Origin of the sequence: Prevotella sp., from assembly GCF_036570325.1 — a bacterium.
Taxonomy (GTDB): Bacteria; Bacteroidota; Bacteroidia; order Bacteroidales; family Bacteroidaceae; genus Prevotella.
This window is the reverse complement of sequence record NZ_DATCYK010000064.1, coordinates 1-20046: the sequence shown is the minus strand read 5'-3', so window position 1 is coordinate 20046 and position 20046 is coordinate 1. Positions and strand designations below refer to the sequence as shown.

13 protein-coding genes and 2 tRNA genes are annotated in these 20046 nt (G+C 48.8%); 10 read left to right on the top strand and 5 right to left on the bottom strand.

Annotated elements, in window-relative coordinates; genetic code table 11:
• Window positions 1-165 precede the first annotated feature (165 nt).
• From VIR50_RS07830 to purL, 4 genes are all read right to left on the bottom strand, one after another.
• Complete coding sequence (locus VIR50_RS07830; RefSeq protein WP_331934587.1) at window positions 166-2529, bottom strand: glycoside hydrolase family 3 N-terminal domain-containing protein; 2364 nt, start codon at window positions 2527-2529, stop codon at window positions 166-168.
• Between the two features lie 687 nt (window positions 2530-3216).
• Window positions 3217-3789 carry a chromate transporter gene (locus VIR50_RS07825; RefSeq protein WP_331934586.1) on the bottom strand — a complete coding sequence of 191 codons (573 nt, stop codon included), beginning with the start codon at window positions 3787-3789 and terminating at the stop codon, window positions 3217-3219.
• A gap of 8 nt (window positions 3790-3797) precedes the next feature.
• Entirely contained in the window at window positions 3798-4334 is a 537-nt protein-coding gene (locus VIR50_RS07820) for a chromate transporter (RefSeq protein WP_331934585.1), read from the bottom strand.
• Window positions 4335-4400: 66 nt separating this feature from the next.
• On the bottom strand, window positions 4401-8165 hold the full coding sequence (gene purL, locus VIR50_RS07815) for a phosphoribosylformylglycinamidine synthase (protein WP_331934584.1): 3765 nt from the start codon (window positions 8163-8165) through the stop codon (window positions 4401-4403).
• 396 nt (window positions 8166-8561) lie between these two features.
• Between purL and VIR50_RS07810 the strand changes: the two genes are divergently transcribed.
• The 4 genes from VIR50_RS07810 to sucD all read left to right on the top strand — a co-directional run bounded on the left by VIR50_RS07810 (window position 8562) and on the right by sucD (window position 12573).
• Window positions 8562-9890 (top strand): MATE family efflux transporter, encoded by a 1329-nt coding sequence (locus tag VIR50_RS07810; RefSeq protein WP_331934583.1) that lies wholly within the window; start codon window positions 8562-8564, stop codon window positions 9888-9890.
• Window positions 9891-10125: 235 nt separating this feature from the next.
• On the top strand, window positions 10126-10284 hold the full coding sequence (rd, locus tag VIR50_RS07805; protein ID WP_331934582.1) for a rubredoxin: 159 nt from the start codon (window positions 10126-10128) through the stop codon (window positions 10282-10284).
• A 259-nt stretch (window positions 10285-10543) separates the two neighbouring features.
• On the top strand, window positions 10544-11686 hold the full coding sequence (gene sucC, locus VIR50_RS07800; protein ID WP_331934581.1) for an ADP-forming succinate--CoA ligase subunit beta: 1143 nt from the start codon (window positions 10544-10546) through the stop codon (window positions 11684-11686).
• Window positions 11687-11700: 14 nt separating this feature from the next.
• On the top strand, window positions 11701-12573 hold the full coding sequence (gene sucD, locus VIR50_RS07795) for a succinate--CoA ligase subunit alpha (protein ID WP_331934580.1): 873 nt from the start codon (window positions 11701-11703) through the stop codon (window positions 12571-12573).
• 124 nt (window positions 12574-12697) lie between these two features.
• On the opposite strand, the gene VIR50_RS07790 is transcribed toward sucD, so the two are convergent.
• The gene (locus VIR50_RS07790; protein ID WP_331934579.1) at window positions 12698-13978 is read right to left on the bottom strand and encodes an O-acetylhomoserine aminocarboxypropyltransferase/cysteine synthase family protein; all 1281 of its coding nucleotides are present in this window, start codon (window positions 13976-13978) and stop codon (window positions 12698-12700) included.
• A gap of 260 nt (window positions 13979-14238) precedes the next feature.
• Between VIR50_RS07790 and VIR50_RS07785 the strand changes: the two genes are divergently transcribed.
• The 6 genes from VIR50_RS07785 to VIR50_RS07760 all read left to right on the top strand — a co-directional run bounded on the left by VIR50_RS07785 (window position 14239) and on the right by VIR50_RS07760 (window position 19699).
• Window positions 14239-14313: transfer RNA gene (locus VIR50_RS07785), tRNA-Val, on the top strand.
• An 11-nt stretch (window positions 14314-14324) separates the two neighbouring features.
• Window positions 14325-14409 (top strand) — tRNA-Tyr (locus VIR50_RS07780).
• Window positions 14410-14648: 239 nt separating this feature from the next.
• Window positions 14649-15140, top strand: a complete 492-nt coding sequence (locus VIR50_RS07775; protein WP_331934578.1) for a 3'-5' exonuclease — start codon at window positions 14649-14651, stop codon at window positions 15138-15140.
• Window positions 15141-15378: 238 nt separating this feature from the next.
• Window positions 15379-15738 carry a BlaI/MecI/CopY family transcriptional regulator gene (locus tag VIR50_RS07770; protein ID WP_331934577.1) on the top strand — a complete coding sequence of 120 codons (360 nt, stop codon included), beginning with the start codon at window positions 15379-15381 and terminating at the stop codon, window positions 15736-15738.
• Between the two features lie 6 nt (window positions 15739-15744).
• Window positions 15745-17487: a TonB family protein gene (locus tag VIR50_RS07765; protein WP_331934576.1), complete on the top strand. Its 1743-nt coding sequence runs from the start codon at window positions 15745-15747 to the stop codon at window positions 17485-17487.
• Between the two features lie 172 nt (window positions 17488-17659).
• On the top strand, window positions 17660-19699 hold the full coding sequence (locus tag VIR50_RS07760; protein ID WP_414703542.1) for a glycoside hydrolase family 20 protein: 2040 nt from the start codon (window positions 17660-17662) through the stop codon (window positions 19697-19699).
• Window positions 19700-20046: the final 347 nt, after the last annotated feature.

Below are 20046 nucleotides of genomic sequence, written 5' to 3'. Positions count from 1 at the left end.
CCATCACTCGGTAGCTTGTGCTACATGAGAGGATGGAATCCGGTTTTTCGGTTGTTCTAAGCTATTGTTTCTGAAATTAAGAAAGGACTTTTGTTTTGTTTTCCCCTACCGTTTCTCAAGTTCAGAAAGAGCTTTAATATAGCTTTTGGCGGTCTTTTTAAAAGATTATAAGGCACCTGCCGAAATCTTGAACCTTGTCGTCGGGATGGTGTCACGCAAGGGTTGGGTGTGCGTTTTGCCCGAAAGGGTGATGAAGCTGCGCAATTTTATGTCGGCGGAAGACGCTCCCACCTTTATCTCATACTTGCCCGGAGCCACCGTCCATTGGCCAAAGCCGTTGTCGGCCCGGTGCTCCATGTCGTAGAACCCAAACTGTTGAGGTTGTAACAATAGGCTCACGGTGCGGCGCTCACCCGGTTTCAGGCTCACTCGGGCAAAGCCTTGGAGCTGCAAGGGACGCAACTGTTGGCGGCTGTCGGTAGGCGATAGGTAGAGCTGAACTACCTCGTCGGCTGCCCGGTGGCCCGTATTCTCCACGTCAAAGCTCACGATGATTTCTTTATCCGTGGTCTTTGCCTGCTGTGCCACCCGCAGATTGCTGTAAGCAAAGGTGGTATAGTTGAGGCCGAAACCAAAGGGCCAAGCCACTCGCTTGTCCGTTTCTACGGTCTTGTTGTAGCACAACGGCTCGTGCACTTCCTCCTTCGGATAGCTCACACTGAGTTTTCCAGACGGCGAAACATGGCCATAGAGAATGTCGGCCACGGCATTTCCGCCCTCTTCGCCGGGATACCACGCCTGAATAACGGCCGCGCAGCGCTCGGCAAGGCCCGAAACCACCTGCGCCCGACCGCCGAAGAGCACCAGCACCACCGGCTTTCCCGTGGCGATAAGCTGCTCTACGAACGCCTCCTGACGGCCCGGCAGGCGCAGCGAAGTGCGTGTACGGTTCTCTCCACATAGGATGGCGTTCTCGCCCATGGCGGCAATGATGACGTCGCTTTGGGCCGCTATCTTCAGTGCTTCCTCGGTGTTGGCCTCCTCGCCGCTGTCTATCTTTCGGTTCTGAATGGACCTCATGTAGGCCGCCCGCTCGTCTCCCGTCTCCTCGATGATGGTCTCCACAGTGTCGGTCCAGTCACATCCGCGGCTGTACGCCATGCTCATGCCCGTGGGTAAGCGGCGTTCCATGCCCTCGCGAAGGCCCACGATGTGAGGATGTTCGGCGTCTTCTATCTTCTGTTGCCAAAAGAACCGCATGCTCTGAAAGCTGTAATCGCCCACCATGGCCCACATCGTGTTGGCATTGGGGCCCGTGAGGGCTATGCGGCAGGGCTTTTGCAAGGGCAACACTCCGTTGTTCTTGAGCAATACGACCGACTGCGTGGCCAGCTCGTAAGCCGTTTTGCGCTCCTCGGGCGTGTCGAAAGCGATGGGCCCTTCGGCGGCAAATGAGCGGTCCTTGTCGAAGAGTCCCACCTCCATTTTGTAGGTTAGCACCCGCTTAACGGCCTTTTCGATGGTCTCGGCGCTTACCAATCCACGGTCCACGGCAGCCTGAAGATGGCGGTAGGCCGTGCCTTTTGGAAAGTCGACATCGTTGCCCGCGTTGATTGCGGCGGCCGCCCTATGGACGTCATCGGCCGTGTTGGGAATCTGATCTATCGCACCATAATCGCTCACGAGCATACCGTCGAAGTGAAGATAATTGCGCAATATGCCCTCTTGCAGCTCACGGTTGGCCACGCAGTTGGTACCGTTGACGGCATGGTAGCCCGTCATCACCACCTTGCTTTTGGCCTTGCGGATGATGGATTCGTGGGGAAAGAGAATCTCCTCCATGCGTTCCCGCTCATCGGCGTCACCACCTCCGCCGTAGCCAAGGAAGTGTTTGCTGCACGCACCGACGCCCTTGCGCAAGTCGCCTTGCTGCAAACCTTCGACAAAGGCGGTACCCATGACGGCCGAGAGGTAGGCGTCTTCGCCGTAAGATTCCTCCAAACGGTTGAACGAGGGGTTGCGAACGACGTCGACCATGGGTGATAAGGCCAGCATGCCGCCTATTTTTCGCATGGTGGCTGCGGTCTGTCGGGTCTTTTGCTCGGCCAACTGTGGGTTGAAAGAACAGGCCAATCCTATCTGTTGAGGATAGACCGTGGCCCCTCGGGTGTTGACTCCGGTGAGCGCCTCCTCGTGAAATAGGGCGGGAATGGCCGACGGCGTGTGTGTGGTGAGCCATTGCTGCACGGCTACTACCTTGTCGCGGATGGCTTCGGGGGTAGTCGATTCTTGGCTGGCATATTGCGAGAAATGGCCTATGCCGTGGCCTATCAGCTCACGACATTTGACGGTGTCGAGCCTACCTTGGCTGTCGAAAAGGTCTGATAGGTACATGCCGTGGAGTTGGGCGATACGCTCCTGCGGCGTCATTTGCGCATAGAGCTTGTCTACTTGTTGCTCAACGTTGTTGGGCGTACAAGCCGCAAGGAAGCCTGATGTTAGCATAAACAGCAGTTGTTTGGTTTTCATGATTCTGTAGTTGTTAAATAGTTTGGAGCCGAAAGTTACGATTATTTTTTGAAAAATAGAAGTTTTGCGAAGCAAAAGTTGGAGAGTTGACAAGTTGTAGTTGACGAGTAGACGAGTGAACGAGTTGACAAGTTGATGGTTATAGTTAATGAGTTGACGAGTTGGTGGTTGACAAATTGATGGTATAAAGCTATTAAATTGATGGCAGGAGTAGGCTGTTAGAATTGCGAATTTCCTTTACAAAAGCGCTGAAATGGCTGCGATTTTTTCGAGCGAATAATCTTTCGGTCGGAAAAACGGACATATTTTACGACTTTATTAAGTAATTGATAAATAGCGGGTTACGTAATAATGCGATGCAAGGATGGGCAGGTGGGTAGGTCATTGTGGCCCTTCGATGATGCGAAAAGCCCCTTATGACCGCATGAAAGCAGGCCTTTGACCGAGTGAGAGCAGGCCTTTGATAAGGTAGGGACGGGCTTTTGCCGCAACCATTATTCATGTTTGGCGGGATGAAAGCACGATTTAGCGGGACCAAAGCATAGCTTTCAGCAATCGAAAGCGTGTAGGTGAGGCGCCGGACAGACTGCTTTTATTCTTCAAAATGGTTCTTCTTGGTCATCCTTTCGCTACATTCGTTGGTTCGGGAGGTGGCTTTTTTGATAAAGAAAGTTTACAAAACAGCCTTTAGTAAAGCAGTATCAATCCGGCAAAAGCTGCGTAGCCAATCATTGCGATGGGGTTTATCTTCATGTATTTGGTGCCGATGAAGGTGGCCAAAAAGAGGGCTATGCTGATGTAAAACTGCCACGGATTGGCGGGCGTTGAGAAGTTCTCGGGTGTCATGAGCAGCAGTGCGGCAGCTCCGAGAAGGCCTACCACAGCGGGTCTTAGGGCCGAGAAAACATCTTGTACAGGCTGGGTGTGCATGTATTTCATGAACATCTTGCTGATGAGTACCATGAGGATAAACGATGGGAGCACCAAAGCGAAGGTGGCAGTAGCCGATCCGAGGATGGCCATCGTGCTGTCGAAACCGGCATTTTTCACGGCCGTGTAGCCGCAGTAGGTGGCAGAGTTAATGCCCACCGGCCCCGGCGTCATTTGGCTAATGGCGATAATGTTGGTGAACTCGCCCATCGATAACCAGTGCCAACGGGTCACTACCTGACCTTGAATGAGCGAAATCATGGCGTAACCGCCGCCGAATCCGAACAATCCTATCTCAAAAAAGGTGAGAAATAAGTAAAGAAATATCATACCACAGTTTACTCCGTAGACTTTAAAAAGCGGCCGTAGATATAGCCACCCAGTCCCGCCGCGATGATGACATAGATGGGGTTGACGCCTAAGAGCCATATCAGCAGGGCGCTGCTAATGGGAATCCAGCAGTTGGCCAGCCCAATCTTGGCGCTTTTGGCCAGCTCAAACGTGGGCACGGCAATGAGCGCTACCACGGCCGGACGTATGCCCGCGAACATCGCGGCCACGACTTTGTTCTCCTGAAAGGCGTGGAAAAACATGGCGATGGCTAAGATAATGAGGAATGAGGGCAGGGCGGTGCCAATGGCAGTGCATAGCGCTCCTTTCATCTTTCTTAGCTTATAACCGATAAAAATGCTGATGTTGATGGCAAAAACGCCGGGACAACTCTGGGCAATAGCCAGCAGGTCGATGAACTCTTCCTCCTTTATCCACTTGTGTTTGTCAACAACATCGGCCTTTATCATGGGTATCATGGCATAGCCACCGCCAAAGGTGACTATGCCAATCTTGAAGAATGTCTTGAATAAAGTGATGTACATTATCTGAAATATCAATAAGAGTGCTTGTATAAAACGGATGTACAGTCCTCTTACTTTCGGGCTTTTTTATCCTCGTGTCTTCGCTTCCACCCACTTGCGGGCGTTCACGAAGGCCTCAATCCACGGCGTCACGTCGTCAAAGCGTCGCTCTGCGGGGTACCAAGCGTTTTGCCATGGGAAGATGGCGCGCTCCAAGTGGGGCATCATTGCTAAGTGACGACCGTCCGAAGAGCATATACCGGCCACGTTATAGTCGCTTCCGTTGGGGTTGCCGGGGTACTCGGCATAGTTGTATTTGGCGATAACGTTGTATTGGTCTTCAGCTTCGGGCAGACTGAAGCGGCCCTCTCCGTGGGCAACCCACAAGCCTAAGGTGTTTCCACTCAGGCTATGGAACATCACACTGTTGTTCTCCGGAATGCTGAGACTTAAGAAAGCACTCTCAAACTTGTGTGAGGTGTTGTGGAGAAGACGGCTCCGATGGGTGTGCTCGGGGTTGATAAGATTGAGTTCAACCATGAGTTGGCAACCGTTACAGATACCGAGTGACAAGGTATCCTCTCGTGAATAGAAGCGGTCGAGCGCCTCTTTGGCCTTAGGATTGTAAAGGAACGCGCCTGCCCAACCTTTGGCAGAACCCAATACATCGGAGTTAGAGAAGCCGCCACAGAACACGATGAAGTTAACGTCTTCCAAGGTTTCACGGCCACTGATGAGGTCGGTCATGGTCACATCCTTGACATCGAAGCCTGCCAAATACATGGAGTAAGCCATCTCTCGCTCACCGTTGGTGCCCTTCTCGCGGATGATTGCGGCCTTGATTCCCGACGGTGTGCGGCGCTCGGCGCTGATTCCGTAGCTCTCGAGCGTACCTTTGAAGTTGTCGTTGAACTTCATTTCCACGGGCTGAGCCTTGTAGTTGGCGTAGCGTTGTTGGGCCATGCCGTTGAAACTTTGGTCGCGGTCGAGCAGATAACTGGTCTTATACCAAGTGTCACGCAGCGCGTTGATGTCGAACTCGTGCTCGTATTGATTCTTCTTAATGGTTATCTTGCGGTCGTGAGGCGTAGGATAAGCAATCTTGGCGAAGCCTATTCCGGCGTCGTTCAGGTAGTCCTGAAGCTCCTCCTTATGGCTGTCGCTCACCTGAATCACCACGCCCGGGTTCTCGGCGAACAAGGTCTTGATGATGTCATCGCCTGCCATGTCGTGCAGGTTGACATGCAATCCACCTTCGATATTGGCAAAAGTCATTTCCAGCAGCGTCGTTATCAAACCACCGGCGCTGATGTCGTGACCTGCCATAATCCAACCGCGACGGATCAGTTCCTGCACGGCGTTGAAGCAATCCACGAAGTATTCGGGGTTCTGAACGGTCGGTACGTCGCTTCCTATCTTGCCGAGCGTCTGTGAAAGCGCACTTCCGCCGAGGCGTTGCTCGTCAAAGCTGAAGTCGATATGGTAGAGGCTGGAGTTCTTATCGTTGACAACTACGGGGCTGACAACCTTTCTTACGTCGCTTACTTCACCGCCGGCGCTCACGATAACGGTGCCCGGGGCGATGATCTTGCTGCCGTCCGGATACTGCTGAGATAGCGAGAGAGAGTCTTTACCGGTAGGAACGTTGACGTGGATGGCGCAGCAGAAATCGCTCAAAGCCTGCACTCCTTCGTACAGACGTGCGTCTTCGCCTTTCTGACTACGACACGGCCACATCCAGTTAGCACTCAAACTAACGGCGTTAAGCGGCGTTTCCTCGTCGGCCATGGGGGCCCATACGATGTTGGTCAAGGCCTCGGCAACCGATAGAACGCTACCTGCGGCCGGGTCGGCAAGGCCTGCCTGCGGGGCGTGGCCTAACGATGTGGCGATACCTTTGCGTCCGCGATAGTCCAAAGCCACGACACCGCAGTCGCTCAACGGCAACTGTATGCGGCCCTGACCTTGCTGACGGGCTATCTTACCCGTAACGGAGCGGTCGACCTTGTTGGTCAGCCAGTCCTTACAAGCTACGGCCTCGAGCTGTAATACCTTATCAAGATACTCGTCGAGGTGGGCTTCCTCCGTATGTACATTGGCGTAAGCGCGCTCCACGGTTACGTCTTCCATGATGGTCTTAGGCGTGTGACCGAACATCTGTTTCACGTCAAGATCGAAGGGCTTTACGCCATCTGCCTGCGCGAAACTGAAGTGGGCGTCGCCCGTAGTCTCACCAACGACGTACATGGGGGCACGCTCACGCTCGGCAATCTTGCGCACATGGTCAAGATGTTTCTCGTCGATGAGCAGTCCCATGCGCTCTTGTGACTCGTTGGCGATAATCTCTTTGGCGCTCAAAGTCTTGTCGCCGATGGGTAATTGGGCCATGTCGATTTGGCCACCGCAGTCTTCCACCAGCTCACTAAGGCAGTTGAGATGGCCGGCGGAGCCGTGGTCGTGGATTGAAACGACCGGATTGGTATCTTCTTCGACCAACGCACGCACGAGGTTGTAGGCTCTTTTCTGCATTTCGGGGTTGGCACGCTGCACCGCGTTCAGCTCAATGCCGTTGCTGTAGCGGCCGGTATCAACCGAACTTACGGAGCCTCCACCCAGTCCGATGCGGTAGTTGTCGCCACCGACAACGACTACTTTGTTGCCCGGCTGTGGCTCCTTCTTCAGGCAGTCGCGCTTTTTGCCGTAGCCAACACCACCTGCCAGCATGATAACCTTGTCGTAACCATAAATCTGTCCGGGGCCGTTGGGGTTGGTATCGTCGGCCGTTGTCTCGTATTCAAAGGTGAGTACGCTACCCGCAATGAGCGGTTGACCAAACTTGTTGCCAAAGTCGCTGGCGCCGTTGGAGGCTTTGATGAGAATCTGCTCAGGCGTCTGATAGAGCCATTTGCGCACGGGGATAATCTGTTCCCATGTCCTTTCGGTGGCTGGCGCTCCATTGTCGTCCTTCAATCGTGGGTAAGCGGTCATGTAGCAGGCCGTTCCTGCGATGGGCCAAGAGCCTACGCCACCGCCCATACGGTCGCGAATTTCGCCTCCGGTGCCCGTGGCGGCGCCGTTGAAAGGCTCAACCGTGGTGGGGAAGTTATGGGTCTCGGCTTTCAGTGATATGACACTTTCGATGTCTTTCACCTTAAAATAGTCGCTCGTACTTTGGTCTTCGGGTGCGAACTGCTCGATGACGGGACCCTCGGAGAAGGCCACGTTGTCCTTATAAGCCGACATAACCTTATTTTGATTCTCCTGAGTGGTCTTCTTGATAAGGCTGAATAGTGATGATTCTTTTTCTTTTCCGTCGATGATAAACTGCCCTCCGAATATCTTGTGGCGGCAGTGTTCGGAGTTGATTTGGGCAAAACCGAAGATCTCGGAGTCGGTAAGAGGACGCTGATTCTCCTTTTCGAGCGTGTGGAGATAGGCTATCTCGTCTTCGCTAAGGGCCAAACCTTCTTCCTCGTTGTACTTTTCGAGGTCGTCAACGTACTTGATGGGCTCGGGATTGTGGTTGATCGTGAAGATGTCTTGGTCGAGTCCTTTGTACATGCGGTGCAGCATGGGGTCGTGCTCGGCGTCTTCCGACTCCACGGGGAAGTACTCTTCTATACGCAAAATGCCGTTAAGACTCATGTTTTGAGTAATCTCAACGGCATTCGTACTCCAAGGAGTAATCATTTCACGGCGTGGGCCGACAAAGCAGCCATCCAACTTCTGGTTTGTTTCAGGCGTGGCTTCGCCATATAACCAACAAAGTTTTTCGATTTCGTCGTGACTGGGCTGATGGTCAAACTCAGTGGCAATCACGCTTTGGGAAGGAGTTCTGAAAAAAAGAATCATCTTTATTTGTATTGTTATGTATTAAACTCAATGCTGCAAAGTTAGCTGAAAAGCCTGATATATCCAAATAAATGACTGATATAAAAGCTATTTTTTGATTTGCGAGAGCTGGCCTTTGACCGTGTGAAAGGCCCACAATGACATGGTGAAAAGGCTGCTTTGAGCCGCTGAAAGGGCTGCTTTGGGAAAGAGACGGATGGTAAATGGCTAACCAATTGATAATGAATGAAATATGAACTTGCCGAATTTCGCATGGTTTTTCTTTAGGGGGAATGTTTTGAAAGATAGAGGGTTTGTCGGCACTATTTCCTACCTTTGCAGGCGAATAGCGCCACCGGTGTCCGCGAAAGCATGACGGCGGTAGGCTTAGGGTCAAAAAAGAAACTTCTACAATATATGAATTTACTCGGTAAGGAGGCGGCACCCTTGTTCCGGCTCTCGGTTCCCATTGTCATCGGACAATTGGGAATTATCGTTCTCGGCTTTGCCGATACGCTCATGGTGGGCCACCACAGTACGGCCGAACTGGCTGCGGCGGGCTTTGTCAACAATGTTTTCAGTTTTATATTATTGTTCTACCTCGGCTTTTCCTATGGGCTTACACCCATCGTGGGCAGGCTTTACGGGCAGCGACGGGGCGACGAGTTGGGCGCAAAGCTCAAGAATGCCGTCGTGGCCAATGGCTTCGTGGGGCTGTTGCTCACGGCGGCGATGGTGTTGCTTTACTTCAATCTGCATCGCATAGGCCAGCCCGAGGAGCTTCTGCCGCTCATTCGGCCTTATTTCTTGGTGAACCTTGGGTCGTTGCTTTTCGTGGGATTGTTTAACACGCTCAAGCAACTGTTCGACGGAACGACCGACACCCGTTCGCCCATGTGGATGATGGTAGGGGGCAATTGTGTCAATATACTTCTGAACTGGCTGCTGATTTACGGTGTGGCGGGGCTGCCCGAGCTGGGGCTGTTGGGGGCGGGTGTCGCCACGTTGACCGCCCGTGTGCTGACGGCGATGGGCCTCGGGGTCGTCTTTTTGCTGGCCAAGCGCTGCCAACCTTACCGTGACGGCTGGCGAAAGGGCAGGCTGAACCGTGTGGATTTCGGCGAGATGAACCGCATGGGCTGGCCTTTGGCCTTTCAGTTGGGCGTGGAGTCGGCCGCTTTCAGCCTATGCAGCGTCATGGTGGGATGGATAGGTACGACGGCGTTGGCGGCCCATCAGGTAATGATAACCCTATCGCAATTGTTCTATATGGTATATTATGGTATAGGAGCGGCCGTGAGTATCAGGGTGAGCAACTACGTGGGGCAGGGCGATTACGGGGCAGTGCGGCGCAATGCCGCCACGGGTTTCCGCATGGTTCTGCTGTTGGCGTTGGTCTTTTCCATACCCGTTTTCCTGCTGCGCCATGAGATTGGCGGATGGTTTAACGACAGTCATGAGGTAAAGGTATTGGTGTCGGTGGTTATCATACCGCTGCTGACCTATCAGTTTGGCGACGGCCTGCAAATCGTTTATGGTAATTCGCTCCGCGGCATAGGTTGCGTGAAACCCTTGGCGACGTACGCTTTCGCCGCGTTTTTCTTGGTGAATATTCCTTTGAGCTACGTTTTGGGCTTGGTGTTCGATTTTGGTTTGGTTGGCGTTTGGTACGCTTATCCTTTCGGATTGACCTTGGCCGGTTGGCTGTATTGGCGCAAGTTCAGGTTGTCGACGGCCAAAGGGTAGCATGGCTTTTCGGTATCGAATAGTACATCGTTTGTTATCTTTCCATCAATTCGTCAAAACAAACGGTGGTATATCGTAAGCGCCATAATTTCATAGTGAAATTACACCTATTTATATATAATAATATAAATATGAAATAAAACCGCTTTTTTATTTTGAGAATTCAATGATAAGAGTTATATTTGCAGCGAGTTAAGTTACAACTATAATTATTAATTTAAAATACAAAGACATTATGGCAAAGTATGTTTGTGATACTTGTGGTTGGGTATATGACCCAGAATTAGGTGATCCAGATAACGGTATAGCACCGGGCACCGCATTTGAAGATCTTCCTGAAGACTTCGTATGCCCCGTTTGCGGTGTAGGCAAGGAAGACTTTAGCGAAGAATAAAGTTCACCGCCTTGCGAACAGCGTGTCCTGAATCGGCGTGTCACTGAAAAGAACGGCCCCGATTCGTGAATGGAACAAGGCGCTGAGAGCCATATTTTATCTCTTTAAAAGAGGTAGAATATGGCTTTTTTCATGGATGAAAGCCCGAAACGATGATTTATCGGAACAGAAAGGTAAAATTCTCTTTAATTCTTTCTTGGCTTGAAAAATATTTTGTAATTTTCCCGAAGATTTTAAAACACATAATTATTTAATAACTATGAAGGTACATGAATATCAAGCAAAAACTTTCTTTGCAGGCTACGGAGTCCCTGTAGACAAGCACGTGCTATGTCGGACGGCCGATGAAGCCGTGGCGGCTTATCGAGAGTTGGGTACGGAAAAAGCAGTAGTTAAAGCGCAGGTGCATACCGGCGGCCGCGGAAAAGCAGGTGGCGTGAAGCTCGGTAGTGGCGAAGCGGAAATCCGTCAGCATGCCGAGGCCATTCTTGGCATGGACATCAAAGGCTTCACCGTGGACCGGGTATTGGTGAGCGAGGCCGTGGATATTGTTTCGGAATACTATGTGAGTATTCTTGTTGATCGCAAGTCTAAATGCCCCATGCTCATGTTGAGCCGTTCGGGTGGCATGGATATAGAGCAGGTAGCAAAAGAAACACCGGAGAAAATAGAGAAAATCATCATCGATCCCATGCTGGGTATGACTGATTTCTTGGCCCGTCAGGCTGCTTTTAAGTTGTTTGACGACATGGCACAAGTGAAGCAGGCCGTGAAGATTTTCCAAAACTTATATCGACTTTTTGTAGAGAAAGACGCGTCGTTGGTTGAAATCAATCCGCTCGTGTTGTTGGGCGATGGCACGTTGAAGGCCATTGACGCCAAGATGACGTTTGACGATAATGCCCTCTTCCGCCATCCCGACGTGAAAGAACTCTTTGAACCGACGCCCGAGGAGCGCAAGGAGCAGGACGCCAAGGAAAAGGGGTTCAGTTATGTGAACTTAGGTGGCAACATCGGTTGCATGGTGAATGGCGCCGGACTTGCCATGGCCACGATGGATATGATTAAGCTCTATGGAGGCGAGCCGGCCAACTTCCTCGATATTGGTGGTAGCTCCAACCCGGAGAAAATCGTGGAGGCCATGAAGCTGTTGTTGAGCGATAAGCATGTCAATACGGTTCTTATCAATATCTTTGGTGGTATTACGCGTTGCGACGATGTGGCCAAGGGACTTATCGAGGCATTTAAAACGATAGAGACCGACATTCCTATTGTTATCCGACTCACGGGAACCAATGAGGCTGAAGGTCGGGCGTTGCTGGCCGGAACCCATTTTACCGTGGGCACAAGCATGTCGGACGCGGGCCATAAGGCTGTGGAACTAAGTAAACAACAACACTAAATCAGGATTGAGCTATGAGTATTTTACTACATAAAGATTCAAAAGTTATCGTTCAGGGTATTACCGGACGTGATGGCAGTTTCCATGCCACGAAGATGAAAACGTATGGAACCAATGTTGTAGGTGGTACCTCGCCGGGTAAAGCCGGTCAGGAAGTAGCCGGCATTCCAGTATTTAACACGGTGAAAGACGCTGTTGAGGCTACCGGTGCCGATACTTCTATCATCTTCGTTCCGGCTCCTTTTGCCAAGGATGCGATGTTGGAAGCCATTGACGGAGGCGTGAAGTTGGTGATTTGTATTACCGAGGGTGTGCCTACGATGGACGCTGTCGCCGCGCAACGCTATGCCAAGATAAAGGGCGTTAAGGTCATTGGACCCAATTGCCCGGGCCTTATCTCACCCGAGGAGAGCATGGCCGGTATTATGCCGACCAATATATTTAAGAAAGGACATACCGGAGTTATCAGCCGTAGCGGTACATTGACTTACGAGGTTGTTTATCAGTTGACGCAAGCCGGCTTAGGGCAATCAACGGCAGTCGGCGTGGGTGGCGACCCCGTTGTGGGCCTTTATTTTGAGGATTTGTTGCAAATGTTCCAAGATGATCCCGAAACTGACTCCATCGCTCTTATCGGTGAGATTGGTGGTGACGCGGAAGAGCGTGCGGCGCAGTTCATCAAGAAGAATGTAACGAAGCCCGTTGCCGTGTTCATTTCAGGAAGACAAGCGCCTCCGGGCAAGCAAATGGGACATGCAGGTGCGATAATCTCGGGCGGATCAGGCTCTGCCGAGGGCAAGGTTTCGGCCTTTGAGGCAGTGGGTGTGCCTGTTGCGAAAGAGACAAGTGAGATTCCTGAGTTGCTGAAAAAGCAGTTGCAGCGTTGAAGGTTGTAGCTGATAATATAGAAGAATAAAGCATGCAAGCGGTGAAATGCTTGCGTGACAGAATAAAAGAAGAGGGCATTCTTGAGTGAATGTCCTCTTCTTGCTACATTATTATATAGGTATCTTACATTTTATCCATGGCTTGTTGTAGGTCGGCTATGATGTCATCGCTGTTCTCAATGCCCACGGAGAGGCGGATTAAGTCGGGCGCTATGCCGGCATCGTGCAGCTGTTGTTCGGAAAGTTGGCGATGGGTGTGACTTGCCGGGTGCAGTACGCAGGTGCGGGCGTCGGCCACATGGGTAACGATAGATATGAAATCGAGGTTATCCATGAACTTGATGGCTTCCTCACGGCTGCCTTTCAATCCGAACGCAATCACACCACAAGAGCCGTTGGGCAGGTATTTCTGACCCAAAGCATAGTACTTGTTGGAGGGAAGACCGCTGTAGTTGACCCATGCAACATGGCTGTCCTTCTCGAGCCATTCGGCCACTTTCTGCGCGTTAGAGCAATGTTGCTTCATGCGGAGGTGGAGCGTCTCCAATCCTAAGTTGAGCAAGAAGGAGTTTTGTGGGGCTGGAATGCTGCCCAAGTCACGCATGAGTTGGGTGACCAACTTGGTGCAATAGGCCATGTTTCCAAAGGTTTTGGTGTATGTAAGTCCGTGATAGCTTTCGTCAGGAGTGGTCAGTCCCTTGAATTTATCGCCTTGGGCAGCCCAATCAAAGTTACCGGAGTCAACCACGCAGCCGCCTACTTGTGTGGCGTGTCCGTCCATGTACTTGGTCGTGGAGTGGGTAACAATGTCGCACCCCCATTCAAATGGGCGGCAGTTAATAGGTGTGGCGAAGGTGTTGTCGACGATAAGAGGAACGCCATGTTTATGGGCTATGCGGGCAAAACGCTCAATATCGAACACATTTGCGCCGGGATTGGAAATGGTTTCGCCGAAGAAGCATTTGGTGTTAGGACGGAAAGCTGCTTCTATTTGGGCGTCGTCCCATTCGGGATCGATAAACGTGCAGTCTATGCCGAGCTTCTTCATGGTGACTCCAAAAAGGTTGAATGTGCCACCATAAATAGTGTTTGCGGTGATGAAGTGGTCGCCCGCTTCGCATATATTGAATACGGCGTAGAAGTTAGCGGCCTGACCCGAGGAGGTGAGCACTGCGCCGACACCGCCTTCAAGCGCCGCGATCTTCTTGGCAACGGCGTCATTGGTGGGGTTGGCTAAGCGTGAATAAAAGTATCCGCTGTCCTCCAAGTCGAAGAGACGGGCCATTTGCTCACTCGTATCATACTTGAAAGTAGTGCTTTGATAGATAGGAAGTTGTTGGGGTTCGCCTTTCTTTGGCTTCCATCCTCCATGGATACAAATTGTTTCCAGATTTCTTTTTTCCATATATAATTAAAAGAGTTATTGATGAATATGTTTGCAAATGTAATGTAAACAAGCGGAATGTCAAAGCGAAACGCCATGAAATCGCTTTAAAATCGTGTGAAATTACTTTTTGAGAACTATGTAGCGTATTATTGATAATAGAGATGTGGATGTGTTATTGACGAAGTATAGGCTTTTGGTTAAAACATGTAAAATAAATAGATAACCTTTTGGCGGTTCAAATAAATTCCTATACTTTTGCATCCGCTTACGAAAAGTAAGGGCGTTTAGCTCAGCTGGTTTAGAGCATCTGCCTTACAAGCAGAGGGTCGGCGGTTCGAATCCGTCAACGCCCACACTACGGTTCGGGTAGTTTCCAGAGTGGCCAAATGGGGCAGACTGTAAATCTGCTGCTTCTAGCTTCGGTGGTTCGAATCCATCACTACCCACCACAGAAATTAAGAGATTTGAACGTTTGTTCAAGTCTCTTTTTTTTATGATTTTTAGGGTATGAGAAAATTTCCATGTTAAGATTGGAAAATCTGAGGTTGATTACCTGATAGGCATGTTCCTAATGATGAATGTTGTTTTTTAAAACAATAGGTTAAGTATTGCTATATTACTATGGATTTTCGTATTTTTGTATTGAAAACTAAATGTTCATTAAAGTTAACTTTTTGAGAAGAAGATAATGAAGGACTTTGCAGCCATAGATTTTGAAACAGCCAACAGTGAGCGAAGCAGCGTTTGTTCGGTAGGAATCGTAGTAGTACGCAATGGCGAGATTGTAGACTCGTTTTACTCATTGATCCAACCGGAACCTAATTATTATACATATTGGTGTACCAAGGTACATGGTCTTACCCGTGCAGATACAGATGAGGCTCCTTTGTTTAACGAGGTGTGGGCAGAGATAGAGCCGCTTATTGCCGGCTTGCCTTTGGTGGCACATAACAGCGTTTTTGATGAGAGTTGCCTGCGTGCGGCTTTCCATGTGTATCAGATGGATTATCCGGACTATCCTTTTTATGATACGCTTCGTGCCGCCCGCCGTGTTTTCCGGACTTTACCTAATCATCAACTTCACACCGTGGCAGCCCGGTGCGGGTATAATTTGGAGAATCACCATCATGCGCTGGCCGATGCGGAGGCTTGCGCATGGATCGCAAGAGAGATATTGTAACTTGTTCATATTTGTGAACTTGTTTCTTCGTAGTTGCTGAAAATATCATCATTTCTATAAGGAGAGAGACCCCACCTATATAATAAGGTGGGGTTCTTTTGTTTTACTCTATTGGTCGAAAAATGGTAGTCATTTGATGAATCTACGAAAATTTAGTAATTGTTAACTTGCTGTTATTTGTTTTATTACGATTAATTCGTAGATTTGTGGCCGATAATGAACAACAATAATCATCCCTATGGAGAATCTGACGAAACAAGAAGAAGATGTAATGAAGTGTATTTGGCAATTAGGACGCTGCGCCGTGAAGCAAATTGTAGATACAATGCCTGAGCCCCGCCCTCCTTATACGACCGTTGCTTCAGTAGTAAATAATCTGAAAAGAAAGAATTTTGTAAAGGCGGAACGTGATGGGAAAAGCTATTGCTACTCGCCTAATATAGAGGAAAGTGAGTATAAACGAAGTTTCATGACGGGTTTTGTACGCGATTATTTTAAGAACTCTTTCAAGGACATGGTAACTTTTTTTGCCAAGGAAGAGAAACTCTCAGAGAAAGATTTACGTGATATTATTTCGGAAATAGAGAATGAAAATTGACGTGATATGGCTATCTATTTATTAAAGATAAATTTAGCGTTGCTATTGCTTTATAGCTTTTACTGGTTGGTGGTGAGCCGTGATACATTTTTCTCCTTGCGTAGGTTTACGCTGATGGCTATTTATGGTGTGTCATTATTGGTTCCAGCACTGGATGTAGCCTATTGGATAAAAGATACTTCGTTTGCGGCTGACATGGCAGTGAGCTATGCGGACAATGTATTACCTGCTTTGATGGCTTACGCTAACGCGCCCTCGGTAACCGTAAAGGATCTTTTTCTTTATCTTTATATTGTAGTAGTGGCATTGTTGGGGCTTCGTTTGGTGTGGCAATTGCTGGTTATTATCGGGCTGGCTCATACAACGCCGGTAAGCGAGATAAACGGAATAAAGGTGCATAACCTATTGGGTAAGGAAGGTCCATTCTCGTTTTTCCGTTGGATTTTTCTGAATCCTGACGGTCAAACGCAAGAGCAACTTCAGGAAATAATGGTGCATGAGCGGACGCATGTGGCGCAGTGGCATTCTGTGGATACGATTGTTGCGGAGCTATTTTGTATCGTGTGTTGGTTTAATCCATTCGCATGGCTCATGAAACGTGAGGTAAGAATCAATTTGGAATTTCTGGCTGACGAAAAGGTGGTGGCTGGTGGCAACGCGCGCAAAGCCTATCAGTATCATCTGCTCGGGCTGGCTTATCATCCAAGTCGTTTGGATGTGGCCAATAACTTTAATGTTTTACCACTTAAAAAGAGAATTAAAATGATGAACAAACGTAGAACTAAGGAAATAGGCAAGGCCAAGTACTTGCTGTTGGTGCCTTTGGCAGTTACCTTACTGCTGGTAAGTAATATAGAAGCGGTGGCCCGCACTTTGACCAATCGCCTGCCGGTGATAGGAACGTTGACAGATAGAGCCAATGAATTATTGGAATCGGAAATGAAGGTAAAGCCCGAATCTTCTGCTTTGCAGGCTGATGAAATCGCAATGTTAGTGGATGAAGCTGCTCCGACCGCTAAGAAAATAACAATATCGGGTAGCGTTCGGGACGAGAAAGGTCAGCCAATAGTAGGCGCGATAGTTAAAATAAAAGGTAGCAAGAAAGGTACGGTGACCGATCGCGAAGGGCGTTATCAGTTAAAGGATGTAGAAGAAAATGAGCTTGTTGACGTGATGTATGTAGGACTTGCGACAACATCTTTCCGTGCGAAAGCCGGTCAGTCTGATGTAGTGCTTAAGGCAGAGACGGCTATAGAGCAGGATGGCGTGTTCGCCGTTGTAGAAAGAATGCCGAGTTTCCCGGGAGGATCGGGAGAGTTGAGAAAGTACATCGGCAAGAATCTTGCTTATCCTAACAAGGACGCTCGGGGAAATGTCATCATTCAATTTGTGGTTGGAAAAGATGGAAGCATTAACAGTCCAAGAATTGTAAAAAGTGTAAGTCAGGAATTAGACAAGGCTGCGCTTGACATGGTTAAGGGCATGCCCAAGTGGGAACCGGGTATGCAGAATGGCAAGGTTGTGGATGTAAAGTACACTATTCCTATCCGTTTCCACCCTGCGGAAGAAGCCCGGCAGACAGCCAAAGCTACTTATGTGGTGTTTGTGGATGGTAAAAAAGTAGATAGTATCGATGGGATAGAGGCCGATAAGATTGAAAGTGTTGAGATCTTTAAGGACGAAGCGTCAAAAAAGAAGTATGACACCGGTGATAAAAGCGTGATGTTAGTGAAATTAAAAAAGAAATAAATTGAGGAGTCTTAGTAGTAAGAATCCATAAATCTCTCGTGCTGTCGGCTTTCCGTGATGGATAAGTCGGCAGTTTTTTTTGTGCATTTGGTTCTTTTCATTATCTTTGCTTCCTAATCCTATCAAACAAATATTTTTAGTCATGAAAAACTTTTTTTTGACATTGCTTATAATGTTTTCATGTTCTGTTGGCTTGTTCGCGGAAGATAGAAATATGCAAGCTACACATCCGATTAATGTTATTCCGGCTCCGACATCGTATAAACCGATGGAAGGAAAGTTTTTAATGAAGGGGCGCATAAAGTTAGTTGGAAATATAAAACGAAAAGATCGTAAATTCATTCAGGCTCAATTATTTAGCTCATTCCCTGACTTGGTCGTTGCCAAAGAGGGCCTTCGGACGCTTCATTTGCGCCTTACGGACGGGCAAAAGCTAAGGAATGACGCCGCGAATGATAAGCTTTTACAAAGCTACCGGCTCCATGTTGGGGAACAAGGGATTAATTTGGAGGCTCCAACCGTGATGGGCTTGTTCTATGGACTGCAAACATTGCGTCAGTTAGAGAGGCAGGGAAGCGTGGCTTGCTGCGAGATTAAGGATGAGCCTCGGTTTGTTTATAGGGGATTAATGCTCGATTGTTCCCGCCATTTTTGGCCCAAGGAATTTATTAAAAAGCAATTGGACGCGATGGCCTATCTCAAGCTCGATCGTTTACATCTGCATCTCACGGATGGTGCCGGATGGCGCATGCAAATCAAGAAATATCCGAAATTAACAGAAGATGCGGCTTGGCGTACCGAGTCGGATTGGGATAAATGGCGTGAGCAGGGGCGTCCGTATGCCCATAAGGATGATGTGGGCGCCTATGGTGGATATTATACGCAGCAGGATTTGAAAGAGATAGTGGCCTATGCGGCCCAACGCCATATCACCGTTGTGCCTGAAATAGAAATGCCCGGGCATAGTACGGAGGTGACGCATGCCTATCCGGAATTGTTGTGTGAGGAGGCCGGCAAGCTGACTTCTGACCTTTGTGTGGGCAATGAGCAGACATTTGTCTTTTTGGAAAATGTATTGAAAGAGGTCATGAAGGTATTTCCTTCCAAATATATTCATATAGGTGGGGATGAGGCCTCACGGAAAGCGTGGGAAAAATGTCCTCGTTGTCAAAAGCGCATGCGTGATGAGCATTTGAACAATGTGGCAGAATTGCAAAGTTATCTTACGCATCGTATAGAGCGTTTCCTCAATAAGCACGGTCGAATCTTAATCGGTTGGGATGAGATTTTGGAAGGAAAGTTGGCGCCCAATGCGGTTGTCATGTCATGGCGAGGGGAGAAAGGTGGCATTGCTGCCTCGAAAGCGGGCCATGATGTGATAATGTCGCCCGAGCGTTTTTGTTATTTAGACCATTATCAGGATGTGCCATCGTCACAGCCCAAAGCCTTTGGTAGCTATGTTTCTTTGGAACAATGTTATTCTTTTGACCCCGTTTGTAATTTGCAAGGAGAGGCAGCCGAGCGCGTGTTAGGATTGCAGGGTAATCTATGGACTGAGCAGGTTCCGACGATGTCGCATTGCGAATACATGCTCTATCCCCGTCTGTTTGCGATTGCGGAAAATGGTTGGAGTCAAAACAAGGGCGCTTTCCCTGATTTCCATCGTCGGGCTTTGAATATGCAGGATGTGCTTAGGGCACGAGGCTACAACACTTTTGACTTACGTAAAGAAATTGGTGCCCGGAAGGAAAGTCGAGTTCCGGTAGATCATCTTGCGTTAGGAAAGAAGGTGGTTTACCATGCTCCTTATTCTGCTAATTATAAAGCGGCTGGTGACAGTGCCTTAGTGGATGGTGTTCGTGGCGGATGGGATTTCCATGACGGCGCATGGCAAGGATTCATCAGTCATGATCGGTTGGATGTAACCATTGATTTGGAACGGCTGCAAACTGTAAAGCAGGTAAAGGCAAGTTTCTTCCAATCACGCAGTGCTGTTATATATACTCCTGCGGAAATAAGTGTTTCGGTCTCGGAGGACGGTGTTAATTATGTAACCGTGGATGAGAGACAGTATGATGTAGACTTTGATACCGATTTTCAAGTGAAAGATTTTGAGTGGAATGGAAACGCTCAGGCGCGTTATATTCGTTATCAAGCTAAAGCGGGAGCAAAAGGTGGATGGATTTTCGTGGATGAAGTTATCGTTCGTTAGTATTGATGTGAGAATTTCATTCATGACGTCTTGGGAGTCAAACTATATAATATAATAAGGTGTAACATCACTTTCAACTTGAGTTAAATCAATTTTTGATTACAAAGTTATTTCTTTTTGAAATTTTCTTTTGTATTTTCTTGGCAGTTAGATTTATTTTGTCTACTTTTGCACTCGCTTTTGAGAACAACGTTTCTCTCAAGCTCTAAAGAAGCGTTCTTTGAACAATTTTACATAAACAGAGAAGTAGTAGTACAAGAATCGAGTGCACGTGTATTTTATAATATATGTGTATTTGGGTAAAAGAAACGACTCGTCAATTTTTGACATGAAAGGTTTTTTTAGAC